Annotated in this window: 15 protein-coding genes; 5 read left to right on the top strand and 10 right to left on the bottom strand. The window is 70.3% G+C overall.

The window, feature by feature from the left end; translation table 11 throughout:
* The first annotated feature begins 6 nt into the window (after positions 1-6).
* Positions 7-1350: an ABC transporter substrate-binding protein gene (locus Vgi01_RS19205; protein WP_102660031.1), complete on the top strand. Its 1344-nt coding sequence runs from the start codon at positions 7-9 to the stop codon at positions 1348-1350.
* Between the two features lie 54 nt (positions 1351-1404).
* Here Vgi01_RS19205 and Vgi01_RS19200 read toward each other — a convergent pair whose 3' ends face one another.
* Both Vgi01_RS19200 and Vgi01_RS19195 read right to left on the bottom strand, forming a co-directional pair.
* Positions 1405-2145, bottom strand: a complete 741-nt coding sequence (locus Vgi01_RS19200) for an enoyl-CoA hydratase/isomerase family protein (protein WP_204291909.1) — start codon at positions 2143-2145, stop codon at positions 1405-1407.
* Positions 2142-3065: a 3-hydroxyacyl-CoA dehydrogenase family protein gene (locus Vgi01_RS19195; protein ID WP_204291908.1), complete on the bottom strand. Its 924-nt coding sequence runs from the start codon at positions 3063-3065 to the stop codon at positions 2142-2144. The genes Vgi01_RS19200 and Vgi01_RS19195 overlap by 4 nt, the downstream gene beginning before the upstream one ends.
* A gap of 194 nt (positions 3066-3259) precedes the next feature.
* On the opposite strand from Vgi01_RS19195, the gene Vgi01_RS19190 reads away from it, so the two are divergent.
* Positions 3260-3550: a hypothetical protein gene (locus Vgi01_RS19190; protein ID WP_013730883.1), complete on the top strand. Its 291-nt coding sequence runs from the start codon at positions 3260-3262 to the stop codon at positions 3548-3550.
* 69 nt (positions 3551-3619) lie between these two features.
* Here Vgi01_RS19190 and Vgi01_RS19185 read toward each other — a convergent pair whose 3' ends face one another.
* Complete coding sequence (locus Vgi01_RS19185) at positions 3620-4399, bottom strand: class I SAM-dependent methyltransferase (protein WP_204291907.1); 780 nt, start codon at positions 4397-4399, stop codon at positions 3620-3622.
* Between the two features lie 54 nt (positions 4400-4453).
* Between Vgi01_RS19185 and Vgi01_RS19180 the strand changes: the two genes are divergently transcribed.
* A complete protein-coding gene (locus Vgi01_RS19180) occupies positions 4454-4840 on the top strand; it encodes a PPOX class F420-dependent oxidoreductase (RefSeq protein ID WP_013730881.1) in 387 nt (128 codons plus the stop codon).
* Between the two features lie 92 nt (positions 4841-4932).
* Here Vgi01_RS19180 and Vgi01_RS19175 read toward each other — a convergent pair whose 3' ends face one another.
* Positions 4933-5142: a BldC family transcriptional regulator gene (locus Vgi01_RS19175; protein WP_007073996.1), complete on the bottom strand. Its 210-nt coding sequence runs from the start codon at positions 5140-5142 to the stop codon at positions 4933-4935.
* 276 nt (positions 5143-5418) lie between these two features.
* Entirely contained in the window at positions 5419-6258 is an 840-nt protein-coding gene (locus Vgi01_RS19170) for a DUF8083 family protein (protein WP_013730880.1), read from the bottom strand.
* Between the two features lie 201 nt (positions 6259-6459).
* On the opposite strand from Vgi01_RS19170, the gene Vgi01_RS19165 reads away from it, so the two are divergent.
* Together Vgi01_RS19165 and Vgi01_RS19160 are read left to right on the top strand one after the other, a co-directional pair.
* Positions 6460-7542, top strand: coding sequence for a Glu/Leu/Phe/Val family dehydrogenase (locus Vgi01_RS19165; RefSeq protein WP_204291906.1), 1083 nt, complete (start codon positions 6460-6462; stop codon positions 7540-7542).
* 295 nt (positions 7543-7837) lie between these two features.
* Positions 7838-8050, top strand: a complete 213-nt coding sequence (locus tag Vgi01_RS19160) for a DUF3073 domain-containing protein (RefSeq protein WP_102660036.1) — start codon at positions 7838-7840, stop codon at positions 8048-8050.
* Between the two features lie 141 nt (positions 8051-8191).
* Here the strand turns inward: Vgi01_RS19160 and amcA are convergent, their stop codons facing one another.
* The 5 genes from amcA to Vgi01_RS19135 form a co-directional block, all read right to left on the bottom strand.
* Positions 8192-8428, bottom strand: coding sequence for a multiple cyclophane-containing RiPP AmcA (gene amcA, locus Vgi01_RS19155; RefSeq protein ID WP_102660037.1), 237 nt, complete (start codon positions 8426-8428; stop codon positions 8192-8194).
* The gene (gene amcB, locus Vgi01_RS19150; RefSeq protein ID WP_286047556.1) at positions 8397-9503 is read right to left on the bottom strand and encodes a cyclophane-forming radical SAM peptide maturase AmcB; all 1107 of its coding nucleotides are present in this window, start codon (positions 9501-9503) and stop codon (positions 8397-8399) included. Before amcB ends, amcA begins: the two co-directional genes overlap by 32 nt.
* Before the next feature lie 170 nt (positions 9504-9673).
* Positions 9674-10828, bottom strand: a complete 1155-nt coding sequence (gene purM / locus Vgi01_RS19145) for a phosphoribosylformylglycinamidine cyclo-ligase (RefSeq protein ID WP_102660039.1) — start codon at positions 10826-10828, stop codon at positions 9674-9676.
* A 60-nt stretch (positions 10829-10888) separates the two neighbouring features.
* A complete protein-coding gene (purF, locus tag Vgi01_RS19140) occupies positions 10889-12490 on the bottom strand; it encodes an amidophosphoribosyltransferase (RefSeq protein ID WP_102660040.1) in 1602 nt (533 codons plus the stop codon).
* A 159-nt stretch (positions 12491-12649) separates the two neighbouring features.
* Positions 12650-12970: a sterol carrier family protein gene (locus tag Vgi01_RS19135; RefSeq protein WP_204291935.1), complete on the bottom strand. Its 321-nt coding sequence runs from the start codon at positions 12968-12970 to the stop codon at positions 12650-12652.
* Positions 12971-13014: the final 44 nt, after the last annotated feature.

Raw genomic sequence — 13014 nt, 5'->3', positions numbered from 1 at the left:
ACGACAATGCACATGTCACGCGGTACGCGGGGCGCCGTCATGGCGGTCTGCGCCACGCTCCTGCTCGCCACCAGCGCTTGCGGGGATGACCAGCCCGAAGAGGCGACTGCCCACCAGGTGCGCCTCTACGGCACCGACGGCAACATGTCCAACTCGTACGCGGAGGAGCTGGGCGATCGAGCCAACCTGGTCGATGGCATGAAGGGCACCACCCCGCTCACACCGCTGCCCGAGGACTTCAAGAAGCGGCTACTGTCCGTCGATCCGAAGTTGGACGGCTTCCTCTACGCCGCCGAGTCCTACGACGCGGTGGTGATCAGCGCGTTGGCCGCTGAGGTCGCGGGCACCACCGATCCGGCGGCCATCGCCAAGCAGATCGTCGGGGTCACCAACACCGGCACCCGCTGCGGGACGGTGGCCCAGTGCCTGCGCCTGATCCGCGAGGGCAAGGACATCGAGTACCGCAGCGTCTCGATCACCCGGGCCGGGTTCACCGACGTCGGTGAGCCGGCGACCGCCAGCTACGCCACCCTGCACTTCGACGGGCAGCAGCTCAACGACGCCAAGACCGAGTTCGTCGGCGCCGGTGACGAGTCCGCGGCCAGCAACAAGCGACCGCCGCGCGGTGACGCCGCCTCGTCCCCCGACGCGCCGCTCGTCATCGGCGGGCTGTTGCCCAGGACCGGTGACCTCGCGATCGCCTACCCGCCGCTGGCCGCCGGCGCGGCGCTGGCCATCAAGGAGATCAACGCGGCCGGTGGGGTGCTCGGCGAGGAGGTGGTCTGGGTCGACGGCGACGACGGCACCAACCCGGCGATCGCCAAGGCGACCGTCGCCCGGCACGTCGACGGCGGCGTCCACGTGATCATCGGTGCCGGTGGCTCCGGGATCTCCGCCGCCGTGCTGGAGGACGTGGTGAAGGCGGGACGGATCCTGTTCTCGCCGTCGAACACCGCGGCGAACCTGAGTGAGGTCGACGACCGTGGCCTCTACTTCCGCACCGCACCGCCGGACGGGCTCCAGGGCCGGGCGCTGGCCGACGTGATCCTCCGGGACGGCCCGCAGAAGATCGCGATCGTGGCCCGTAAGGACTCCTACGGCGAGGGTCTGCAGAGCATCGTCCGGGCCGAGCTGGAACGGGCCGGGTTCGGCGGCGACAAGGTGAAGCTGCTCGGCTACCAGCCCGGCGAGGACGCCAACGCCGCGCCGATCGACTTCAGCGCCGGCGCCAAGGAGATCAAGGACTTCGGTGCCGACGCCGTCCTGATCATCGGGTTCGGTGAGTCCGCCGCCGTGGTCCGGGCTCTGGCGGACGCCGACGTACCGCTGGCGGCGCTGGCCAACAGCTGAGCGCACCCGCGACGGCCGCACCGACGAGTGTCGGTGCGGCCGTTTCCGGTTGTCTCAGCGCCGCCGGTCGAGGAACTCGGTCATCCGACGCCGCTTCTCCTCGTCCTCGAAGAGCACCGCCTGGCTGACCAGGTCCAGTTGCGGATGTGCGGCGGCCGGGGCGTCGACGGCGAGTTTGGTCAGCCGCAGCGCCAGCGCCGAGCCCTTGGCCATCTCGTCGATGAGCGCGTGCGCCGCCGGCAGCAGTTCCTCGGGGGTCGCCACCACCCGGTTGACCAGGCCGATCCGCAGCGCCTCCGCGGCGTCCACCCGCCGCCCGGTGAACAGCAGTTCCTTGGCCCGGGCCTCACCGACAAGCGCCGGCAGCCGGTGGGTCGCGCCGGCACCGGCCAGGATGCCCAACCGCACCTCCGGCTGGCCGAACACCGCCCGCTCGGTGCACACCCGAAGATCGCAGCCGTACGCCAGCTCAGCGCCACCGCCGAGCGCCGGGCCGTCGACGGCGGCGACGGTCGGCATCGGTAGCGCCCGGATCCGGGCGAAGGCCGCCGAGTTGATCGCGGCGAGGGCGTCCAGCCGGCCTCGCTCGCGCAGTTGGGCGATGTCCGCGCCGCCCGCGAAGATCCCGTCGGTGCCGCCGGTCAGCAGCAGCATCCGGGGACGGGCCTCCAGTTCGGCGCAGACCTCGTGCAGCGCCGCGATGAGGTCGGCGTCGATGGCGTTGCGCTTCTCCGGCCGGTCGAGGGTGACCACCAGCCGGTCGGGAAGCTCCTCGACCCGCAGCCCGGCGCTCACCGCGACGCTCCCGGATCGGTGGTCGGGGCCGGATCGGTGGTCGGGGCGGCCGACTCGGTGCCGCCCGAGCGGACCCCGTCGACCCACTTGTAGAAGCCCTGGCCCGACTTCTTGCCCAGGCGGCCCGCCGCGACCATCTCCACCAGCAGCGGTGGCGGCGCGAACCGGTCGCCGTACGCGGCCTGGAGGGTACGGGCGATGTCGAGGCGCACGTCCAGGCCCACCAGGTCGGTCAGTTCCAGCGGGCCGATCGGGTGCCGGTAGCCGAGCGCCATCGCCTTGTCGATGTCGGCCGGGCTGGCCACCCCGTCGGCGACCATCCGGATGGCTTCCAGTCCGAGGGTGACCCCGAGTCGGGAGGTGGCGAAACCCGGCATGTCGCGTACGACGACAGGGTCCTTGCCCAGCCGGTCGGCGAGCGCGCGGGCCGCTTCGGTGGTCTGCGCGGCGGTGGCCGGGCCGACCACGATCTCCAGCAGCGCCATCGCCCAGACCGGGTTGAAGAAGTGCAACCCGCAGAAGCGCTCGGGCCGGGCCAGTTCCCCGGCCAGCTCGGAGATGGAGATGCTTGAGGTGTTGCTGCCCAGCAGGGCGGGCTCCAGTCGCTCTGCCTCGGCCAGCACGGCCCGCTTCAGCTCCAGCCGCTCCGGTACCGCCTCGACGATCACCGCTGGCTCTGGGGCGACCTCGCCGAGCCCGGCCCGCAGGGTGACCGAGGCGCGGTTGGCGGCGGCCTGCTCAGCGGTCAGCTTGCCGCGCTGCACGGCCCGGTCCCAGAGTTGGGCGAGCCGTTCGACGGCCGCCTCACCGCGGGCCCGGTCGAGCTCGACCAACTCCACCGCGTAACCCGCGCCGGCTGCCACGTACGCGATGCCCAGGCCCATCGTGCCGGCACCGACCACGACGAATCGCTGTGTCATCGATACACCACCGCTCCGTGACGGCCCTCGGCTCCCGCATGGCCGATGGCGCGCGGGATCGCCGCCACGCCGGAGCCGGTCCGTACCCTCCGCTCAGTCATGGTGCGACCCTATGCAGCACGATCATCGTCGCGTGCGTGGGGGCGGGCGAGATCGGGTAGGGACCGCTGACAACCAAGGGAAGGGACGAACTGATGAGCCAGGCACCGGAGACCGGTACGGAGGCCCAGGAGACGGTCGAGACGCGCGGCGACGAGCGTGTCGAACTGCTGCGCGCCGACACCAACAACGACGGCCGTACGGACGTCTGGGTGGTCGACACCGACGGCGACGGCAAGGCCGACCTGTTCCAGTTCGACACCGACGGCGACGGCAAGGTGGACGTCACGATGGTCGACATCGACGAGGACGGCCAGCCCGACGAGGTCGTCGACGGCGACGGTGGCCTCCCCCCGGAGCAACTCCCCCCCACCGTCCAGGTCTGAGTTGTAAGGAAGGGCCCCCTGTTAACGCCTCCGGTATAGCAAGGGGCCCCTCTTAACGTTCTCGTCTGGTCAGCCGGGCAGCCGCAACGTGGCGAGGTAGTACGGGGCGTCACGGTCGTCGATGTCGGCCAGGTGCCAGGCGGTGCCCCGGACCAGGTCGGCCAGTTCGTCCGGGGAGCAGACCAGGTAGTCGAACCACGGGGTGGCCAGCTCGCGGTAGCGCAATCGCAGCCGCAGTTGGCCGCCGAGACGGCCTCGACGCCGGTTGTGTTCGTGGTAGCCCGTGTGCACCGGGTCGCGGGTGCCGTACGGATCGGTGCCCTGAGCGATCACCTGCGCCCCCGGGTTGGCCATCGCGGCCAGCGCGGCGAGGAAGGCGGGTGCCCGTTCGCGCCCCTCCAGCAGCCCCAGGTTGTTACCGAGCAGCAGAAACGTGTCGTAGCGCCGCCCACTCGCCGCGTGCTCGTCCACGGTGCCGTGCACCAGTTCCCGTACGCCCCGACGGCGACACACCGCGAGCGCGCCCGGTGAGACGTCCAGCCCGGTGACCGGTACGCCCCGCTCCTGCAGCAGCAGCGCGATCCGCCCGGCGCCGACGCCGATGTCCAGGGTGGCGCCGCGTACCCGGTCCACGGCCCGGTGGTCGTGCGGTTGCCACTCCTGCGGCCCGTCGAGGTACTGCGCGGCCGGCGCCCCGTTGATCAGTCCGTCGTCCCGTTCGATGATCTCGATGACCGGGCGGGGTACGCGCCCGCCGGCCAGCGGTCGGGGACCGATCCCGGTAGCCACTGCGAGCGTGTCGCGCAGCAGTTCCCCGTAGACGTCACCGATTCGTGGTTCTCCCGTCACACCTGCCACGCTATCGGCCTGCTCATTCCCGGTCCCCGCCCGTACGCTGAGGGGGTGACCACGTTGGACCGCCTCGCGGCGGAGAAGTACATCCTCCTCACGACCTTCCGCAAGGACGGCCGCGCGGTACCCACCCCGGTGTGGGCGGTGCGCGACGGCGACGCCCTGGCGGTGTGGACCGCTTCGGACGCCGGCAAGGTGAAGCGGATCCGGCGCAGCGGAGAGGTCACGGTGGCGCCGTGCGACGTCCGTGGCCGGCCGCACGGCGCTGCGGTACCGGCCCGAGCGACCCTCTACGACCCGGGCGCGACCGAGCACATCCGCGGCCTGATCAAGCAGAAGTACCGGATGATCGGCCGGCTGACCCTGCTCGGCAGCCGACTGCGTCGCGGTCAGGGTGGGACGGTCGGCATCCGACTCGAACTGACCGATCCGAACTGACCAGCTCGGGGTGGATGTCCCGACATGCTGAAGGGGCGGCGGATCTGACGATCCGCCGCCCCTTCAGCTCAGCTCTGTTATCTGCCGTGCGGTCAGTCCCCCTGGCGCTGCTGCGGGATCTGACCCTGCAGCAATGCCCTGACCTCCGACTCCCGGTAGCGACGGTGGCCGCCCAGGGTCCGGATGGCGCTCAACTTGCCAGCCTTCGCCCAACGGGTCACCGTCTTCGGGTCGACACGGAACATCGACGCCACCTCGGCCGGTGTAAGTAGCGGCTCTGGTTCGTGCGTTCGCGATGCCATCGGTCACTCCTCCACATGTATAGACATCGGCCGGGGTCCCGCCGGCCGACGCGTCTCCCATGGTCCGGCTAGTCCCCGATGTCCGACATGGGCCGAACGGCCGAACGTCCCTAGACGGACGGATGAACCATGCCCGATATATGGGACTTTTACACGCCAGAAGCTACCTTATTCGGACTCATGATCACGGTTCGTGATGCATCAACTACGAAGGAGCCTCGTATTGCAGCCCGACATTCATGGACAATGCCCCACTAGTTGCCCCGGCATCCCGGGCTAGTTGCACCGCTCCAAAAGTTGCACGGCACGCCACCTGGCGACCAGCTTGTCGTACGCCGCGGACGCCTCCTCCGCCTCGCCCTGGGACAGCCCGGCCAACCCCGCCGCGACCAGTTCCGGCGAGTCGTCGTCCGCCAGGGTCTCGTCCGAGAGCAACTCGACCAGGCCGCCGTAGTCCAACTCGACCACCGAACCCGGGTGGAACTCCTCCAACCACCGGGCCGCCTCCTCGACCGCCTCGGTGATCGGGGCGTCCCCGATCGACTTGCGGAGCACCGACAGGGCCCGCGAGGAGCGACGCCGCGCCTTGGAGATCTCCGTCCGGAACCGCAGCGCCCGACGCCCCGGCGCGGTCACGTGCTGCCGTTCCTCCGCCTCGAACAGCACGAACCAGCGCAGCGGCACCCCCCAGGTGGCGACCTGCTCGTGCACCCGGGGCACGCCACGCTCCAGCACCCGGGCTCCGCTGCGCCAGTCCTCCACCACCGCCTTGGCCTGCCCGGCCAGCACCGGCGGGACGAACGCGTCGGCCAGCACCGGCGGTACGCCGTCGCGCGCGCTCAACGCCGCCTCGGCCACCCGAATCCGCAGGTTCCACGGGCACACCAGCAGCGTCTCGTCGGTCTCCAGGACGTACGCCTCCTCGGGCAGGTCGGGCAGCCGGGTCCAGCCGGCGCCGAGCGCCTCGATCACCGAGGTCCGCTGCCGGCCCGGCCCTTCCACCGGCGCCACTGCCCGCCCCTGCTCGACGTAGCGCCGCCAGTACGCCTGGCGGTCCCGGTCGAAGGCGGTCAACGGCTCGTACACGCGCAGGTATGAAGCGAAGAGCGACGGCACGGCGCGATCCTCCCACGAATCGCAGGCCGATCGTTGCTCGGCGTCATCGTGGCCGTGAATGGGTGCCCGCTGGGCGGGACGAGGTGCTCGCGGCAGCAGCCCGAGGTCAGCCGATACTAGGCTCGCTACACCGGCAGCATCCCCGCCGGCGCAGACCAGGTCCGCGTCCCACAAGGGCGCCCGCCGACACAGGAGCCAGTCATGGGCGTATTCGCCAGCACCGACGACCCGGAATCCACAGGTCACGAGCAGGTCGTGTTCTGCCAGGACAAGCAGACCGGCCTGAAGGCGATCATCGGCATCTACTCCACCGCGCTGGGCCCCGCGCTCGGTGGCACCCGCTTCTACCCGTACGCCAGCGAGGAGGAGGCCCTCGCGGACGTCCTCGACCTGTCTCGCGGCATGGCGTACAAGAACGCCCTCGCAGGTCTGGACCTGGGCGGCGGCAAGGCGGTCATCTGGGGCGATCCGGCGCAGATCAAGACCGAGGGGCTGCTGCGCGCGTACGGCCGCTTCGTGGAGTCGCTGGGCGGGCGCTACTACACCGCCTGCGACGTGGGCACCTACGTACCGGACATGGACGTGATCGCCCGCGAGACCCGGTACGTCACCGGCCGCAGCGTCGAGCACGGCGGTGCGGGCGACTCCTCGATCCTCACCGCCTGGGGCGTCTTCCAGGGCATGCGGGCGGCGGCCGAGCACGTCTGGGGAGTGCCGACGCTGCACGGCCGACGGGTCGGCGTCGCGGGCCTGGGCAAGGTCGGCAAGTACCTGGTCGGCCACCTGGTCGACGACGGCGCCGAGGTGGTCGCGACCGACGTCAACCCGCAGGCGCTGGAGTGGGCCCGCACGACCCACCCGCAGGTCTCGCTCCTCGACGACGTCTCCGCGCTGGTCGCCGCCGACATCGACGTGTACGCCCCGTGTGCGCTCGGGGGCGCGTTGAACGACGACACGGTGGCGGCGTTGCGCGCGAAGGTGATCGCCGGCGCGGCCAACAACCAGCTCGCCCACCCGGGCGTCGAGAAGCTGCTGGCCGACCGCGGCATCCTCTACGCACCTGACTACGTGGTGAACGCCGGCGGTGTGATCCAGGTCGCGGACGAGATCGAGGGCTTCGACTTCGAGCGGGCCAAGTTGCGCGCCACCCGGATCTACGACACCACTCGGGAGATCCTCCGGCTCGCCGACGCCGACGGCGTTCCCCCGGCGGTGGCGGCCGACCGGCTGGCCGAGCGGCGGATGGCCGAGATCGGCCGGCTGCGCGCCATCCACCTGCGCTGACGACTCACCAGTCGAGGGCGGGGCCGTTGGTCCCGCCCTCGACAGTCGTTTCCGGCTAAGCTGAGGATACGACGTATTCGTGAGGTTTCGCCCCGTGTCACGACCGTACCCGGCATCGCTCCTTACCGGGTACAATGGGTGACGACCGCACGACCGCAACGCGCGGTGGCGGTCGACGGTAACCCGAGGTGCCGAACGGTGGCATCCCCATGTACCGTAAGAGCCACGAGAGATGCCTGACGTCATCGGGGCCCGCCTTCGGGCTGCCCCGCATTCTGTGCGAGGGGGTCGAGCCATGGGGCGCGGCCGTGCTAAGGCCAAGCAGACAAAGGTGGCGCGGGAGTTGAAGTACCACTCCCCGAACACCGACCTCGCCGCCTTGCAGCGAGAACTCGGCGGCGGCGGTAAGTCGGACCGCAACTTCGACGACGACTACCAAGAGTTCGTCGACGAAGACGAGGACCATACCGGGGACGACCCGGACAAGTGGGTCCGCCCGACCCGCTGACCCCCGGTCGCATCTGAGCACGCGGTAACTCCCCGCGTGCTCACGTATGTGCCCGCCAAGGCGGCGCAACACCCGACGATCCAAGGGCCTGCCACGCCCGGACACGCTCCGGCAGCGTGGCGGGCCCTTGGCTCAGCCCGGTCAGCGTGGCCGGTTGTTCCAGTTGTAGAACGTCGGGATGTTCTCGAAGTGGTTCCAGGCGCAGACCGCGCTGGCGCCGTCGCCACCCGCCACCTCTGCCCGTGACTGTCGCGCGACCTCGGCCTCGTGCAGTAGTGCAGTGAGCCCGGTGGCGGCCTCCCGTACCCGGGAGGCGACCTGGTCGGGTGCCTCTTCCGTCGCTCGCTCAGGCTCCCGGTGACTGGTGGTTTCGGGCATGCTCCAACACTCCCTCCAGTAGGCGGATCTTGCTGTTGCGGCAGTGCTCGGTCTCCGTACCGTCGAAACGCCCCAGCTCGAAGTAACGGTTCGCAGCGTGGCCCCCGCCACAGAAGCCGAAGTAGGGGCACGACGAGCGGCACGCCTCCACCCCGGTCAGGAACTCACCCACCCAGGTGGTGCGCTCCGCCGCGTCGGCGAGGATCGCGTGCAGCGGGGTGGTGAGCACGTTTCCGCTGCTGAAATCGCCGTAGCGGGGGTCGGTGAAGCCGGCCAGCTCGGGCGAGAGGACCACGACCGAGCCGTCGTACGCGACGGTCGGGATCGGGTCGAGGTGGCGCGGCAGAAGATCGTCGGCGTTGCCGTCCAGCACGGCTGCGGCGTACCGCAGCGACCACTCGACCTCGCGCAGATGGATCCGCGGCTGCCGACGCCAGGCGGCCACGAGTTCGGCCCAGAACCCGGTCACCACGGCCGGATCGTGGGCGTTGGTCCGGGTGTTGACGCCCTCGGTCTCCTCGATGTTCACCCCGAGCACCTCGCAGCCGAGGTCGAGGCAGTAGTCGTACAGCTCCGTCGCCCGGCCGGGTGCCGGGTCGTTGACCACCGCGAGCGCCGAGAAGGGCAGGTCGTGTCGGCGCAACGCCGCCACCCCACGAACGATCCGGTCGTACGCGGGCCGGCCCGATCGGGTGACCCGGTCGCCGTTGCGCTCCCGAGGGCCGTCCACGCTCACGCTCACCCGCATGCGATGCGCCACGAAGAACTCGCACCAGGCGTCGTCGATCAACGTGGCGTTGGTCTGGACGTGGTGCTCCACCTCCGGGCCGAACGGCGCCATCAGCGCCGCCAACTGCTCCCGACCGGCGGCCAGCGGCTCACCGCCGTGCCAGACCACGGAGAACCGCGCCGAGGCCGCCCACGGGTTCACCGAGGCGGCCACCGCCTCCGCCACGGCGACCGGCATCCGTCGGTCGGTCGCCCGAAACGGCAGGTAGCAGTAGGCGCAATCGAGGTTGCAGAGCGTGGTGGGCTGCATCACGACGTACGACGGGACGGCAGCCATGCCGCGCATCCCATGCAATGACCGTCCCGGTGCAGCCATCGCCCTCCTCGTCGCGGTTGAAGGCTGCCGGGCACACCCCGGCAGGGCATGCCCCGCAGCGTTGAGGGGTGCCCTTCAGGCTAGGCCGCGATGGCCACTCGGGTGAAGCCCGGCTCAGGTGGGCGTGAGCTCAGCTCACCTCACCCGCGGGTGTGCTGACCGACCATCTGCACCTCGCCGGTGCCCTCGATGATCTCGCCCACCTGCCAGGCGTCGACGCCCCGGCCGGTCAACGTGGCAAGCGCCCGGTCGGCGTCCTCAGCCGAGACGATCGCGAACATGCCGACGCCCATGTTGAAGGTCGCCTCCATCTCCGGGTCCTCGATCCGTCCCTTGGTCTGGATCAGGTCGAAGATCGGCTGCGGCCGCCAGGTGGAGCGGTTGACCACCGCGTCCACGTTCTCGGGCAGGATCCGCACCAGGTTGCCGGGGATGCCGCCGCCGGTGACGTGGGCCAGCGACCGCACCTCGGCCTCGGCGATCAGCTTGAGGCAGTCCTTGGCGTAGATCTTGGTGGGGGTGAGCAGTTCCTCGCCGAGCGTGCGCTGCCGGCCGAAGTCGTCGATGACGACGTCCAGCCGCATCCGCCCCGCGCCGAGCAGCACGTGCCGTACCAGGGAGTACCCGTTCGAGTGCAGACCGGACGAGCGCATGGCGATCACCACGTCGCCCACCTCGACCCGCTCGGGGCTGAGGATCTCGCTCTCCTCCACCACACCGACACCGGTGGCGGAGATGTCGTACTCGTCGGGACGCAACACGCCCGGGTGCTCGGCCGTCTCGCCACCGAGCAGCGCGCAGCCGGCGTAGCGGCAGCCGTCGGCGATGCCGGCACCGATCTCGGCGACCTTGTCCGGCACCACCTCGCCGGTGGCGATGTAGTCGAGCAGGAACAGCGGCTCGGCGCCGCAGGCCACGAGGTCGTCGACGACCATCGCGACCAGGTCGATGCCGACCGTGTCGTGGATGTCCATCTGCTGGGCGATCACCAGCTTCGTACCGACACCGTCGGTGGATGACGCCAGGATCGGGTTCTTGTACTTCGTGGTGTCCAGCCGGAACAGGCCCGCGAAGCCGCCGAGGTCGCCCATCACCTCCGGCCGGCGAGTCTCCTTCACCTTGGACTTCAGCAACTCGACGGCGCGGTCACCCGCCTCGATCGACACGCCGGCGTCCGCGTACGAGACGGAACGTTTGCGAGCCTGGCGGCCGCTGCCGGCAGTCCAGGGCTGGCGGTCGTTGCCAGCGCCGCTCGGGCTGCTTCCTGCGCCGCTGCGCTCGGACACGTGCGTCACGGTTCTCCCCTTTGTGGTTCTCGGCTGCGGTCGACGGTGACCGACCGCAGCCGGGCGATGCTACGGGCGGTTTGTGGTCGCCGAGATCTTCAGGTCGGAGCGCGACGCGCGACGCGACCGGTTGAGATCGTCGTCAGCTCCCGCAGCGGCGACGAGCGGAGGGACGGGTTGCTCGGCGGAATCACTGTCGTCCGAGTTGTGGGCGACCCGACGGCCGATTCCTTCGAGGACGTGCTTGCCGATCAGGTTGCCGACGGGAAGGTCGATCGGATACTCCCCGTCGAAACACGCCCGGCACAGGCGGGTCTTCGGTTGCTCGGTCGCGGCGATCAGGCCGGGCAGCGAGACGTAACCGAGGGTGTCCGCACCGATGGAGCGCCGGATGCCCTCGTTGTCGAGACCGTTGGCGAGCAGTTCGGCGCGGGTGGCGAAGTCGATGCCGTAGAAGCACGGCCAGGACACCGGCGGCGAGGAGATGCGGACGTGCACCTCCAGCGCGCCGGCCTCGCGGAGCATCCGGACGATCGCGCGCTGGGTGTTGCCGCGGACGATGGAGTCGTCCACCACCACCAGGCGCTTGCCGCGTACGTTCTGCCGCAGCGGGTTGAGCTTGAGTCGGATGCCCAGCTGACGCAGGGTCTGCGACGGCTGGATGAAGGTGCGCCCGACGTACGGGTTCTTCATCAGGCCGGCGCCGTAGGTGATGCCGGACTCCTCGGCGTAGCCGATCGCCGCCGGGGTGCCCGACTCGGGCACCGGGATGACCAGATCGGCCTCGACCGGGTGCTCCTTGGCCAACTGCCGGCCGATCTGCACCCGGGCCGCGTGCACGTTACGACCGGCGATGGTGGCGTCCGGGCGGGCGATGTAGACGTACTCGAAGAGGCAGCCCTTGGGCTCGGGGGCGGCGAACCGGCTGGACCGCAGCCCTTCGGCGTCGATCGCGATCAGCTCGCCGGGCTCGACCTCACGGACCACGCTGGCACCCACGATGTCCAGTGCCGCCGTCTCGCTGGCCACCACCCAGCCCCGCTCCAGCCGGCCGAGCACCAGCGGGCGTACGCCGTGCGGATCCCGCGCCGCGTAGAGGGTGGTCTCGTCCATGAAGACGAAGCTGAACGCACCCCGCAGCTGCGGCAGCACCTCCAGCGCGGCCGCCTCGACGGAGAGATCCGGTCGACTCGCCAGCAGCGCGGTCACCAGCGAGGTGTCGTTTGTCGAACCGTCAGCGGTCAGGCCGCGCTCGGTCACCTCGCGCTGCAGCTCGGCGGTGTTGACCAGGTTGCCGTTGTGCGCCAGTGCGATTGTCGTGCCGGAACTGGTGGCACGGATGGTCGGCTGGGCGTTCTCCCAGGTCGACCCGCCGGTCGTCGAGTAACGGGTGTGGCCGATCGCGACATGGCCGCGCAGGCTGGCCAGCGTCGGCTCGTCGAAGACCTGGGCCACCAGGCCGAGATCCTTGTAAACCACCACGCCGGAGCCGTCACTTACCGCTATGCCGGCCGCCTCCTGCCCCCGGTGCTGCAACGCGTACAGCCCGAAATAGGTCAGGTTGGCAACCTCTTCCTCCGGCGCCCAGACACCGAAGACGCCACAAGCGTCCTGCGGGCCGGGTCGTTGGGGATCAAGGTCGTGGCTCAGCCGGCCGTCGCCTCGGGGCACCTGCCGCTCCCTCTTGCTGGTCTGGACTGGCCTCGCGGAAGCCGAAGGGCCTGCTCCGCGCTGATCGGCCGGGACCACACTGTCGCCTGACAGTGTACGCGAATCCGAGTCGGCACATACGGTCACGTTGTCACCGCTATAGGTCAGCCGAAACATGCGTCACTCCAGTTCGAGGGGCAGGTACGGGGAGAGGTCGGCCCGCGTCCCGCTCGCCCGTACGCGACCCTCCGTGACCGCCTGAGTCCATTCGAGTCGCCCGGTGGCCAATGCGAGCCAGGTTTCCGGATCCATCTCGACAGTGTTCGGTGGCGTACCGCGGGTGTGTCGCGGCCCGGGAACACACTGAACTGCACCGTAAGGTGGGACACGCACCTCCACCGATCGGCCGGGAGCGCGGTCCGCGAGGGTGGTCAACAGGGCCCTGACCGCCACCCGCAGGACCGACCGTTCGGGCGCGCGGCTCTCATCGAGCGCCGCCATCACCGCCGCCACCGCGGCCGACTTATCGTACGGAGAGGACACGA

This window comes from Micromonospora gifhornensis (assembly GCF_016863515.1).
In the GTDB taxonomy this organism is placed as follows: domain Bacteria; phylum Actinomycetota; class Actinomycetes; order Mycobacteriales; family Micromonosporaceae; genus Micromonospora; species Micromonospora gifhornensis.
The sequence above is the reverse complement of the archived record's forward strand: the minus strand, read 5'-3'. Positions and strand labels throughout refer to the sequence as shown.

Excerpts from the sequence above, each read along its gene's own strand:
- Vgi01_RS19160 (WP_102660036.1), top strand. The coding sequence starts at position 7,838 with ATGGGGCGCGGCCGTGCTAAGGCCAAGCAGACAAAGGTGGCGCGGGAG.
- amcB (WP_286047556.1), bottom strand. The coding sequence starts at position 9,503 with ATGCGCGGCATGGCTGCCGTCCCGTCGTACGTCGTGATGCAGCCCACC.
- Vgi01_RS19205 (WP_102660031.1), top strand. The coding sequence starts at position 7 with ATGCACATGTCACGCGGTACGCGGGGCGCCGTCATGGCGGTCTGCGCC.
- Vgi01_RS19175 (WP_007073996.1), bottom strand. The coding sequence starts at position 5,142 with ATGGCATCGCGAACGCACGAACCAGAGCCGCTACTTACACCGGCCGAG.
- Vgi01_RS19190 (WP_013730883.1), top strand. The coding sequence starts at position 3,260 with ATGAGCCAGGCACCGGAGACCGGTACGGAGGCCCAGGAGACGGTCGAG.
- Vgi01_RS19195 (WP_204291908.1), bottom strand. The coding sequence starts at position 3,065 with ATGACACAGCGATTCGTCGTGGTCGGTGCCGGCACGATGGGCCTGGGC.
- Vgi01_RS19165 (WP_204291906.1), top strand. The coding sequence starts at position 6,460 with ATGGGCGTATTCGCCAGCACCGACGACCCGGAATCCACAGGTCACGAG.
- Vgi01_RS19135 (WP_204291935.1), bottom strand. The coding sequence starts at position 12,970 with ATGGCGGCGCTCGATGAGAGCCGCGCGCCCGAACGGTCGGTCCTGCGG.
- amcA (WP_102660037.1), bottom strand. The coding sequence starts at position 8,428 with ATGCCCGAAACCACCAGTCACCGGGAGCCTGAGCGAGCGACGGAAGAG.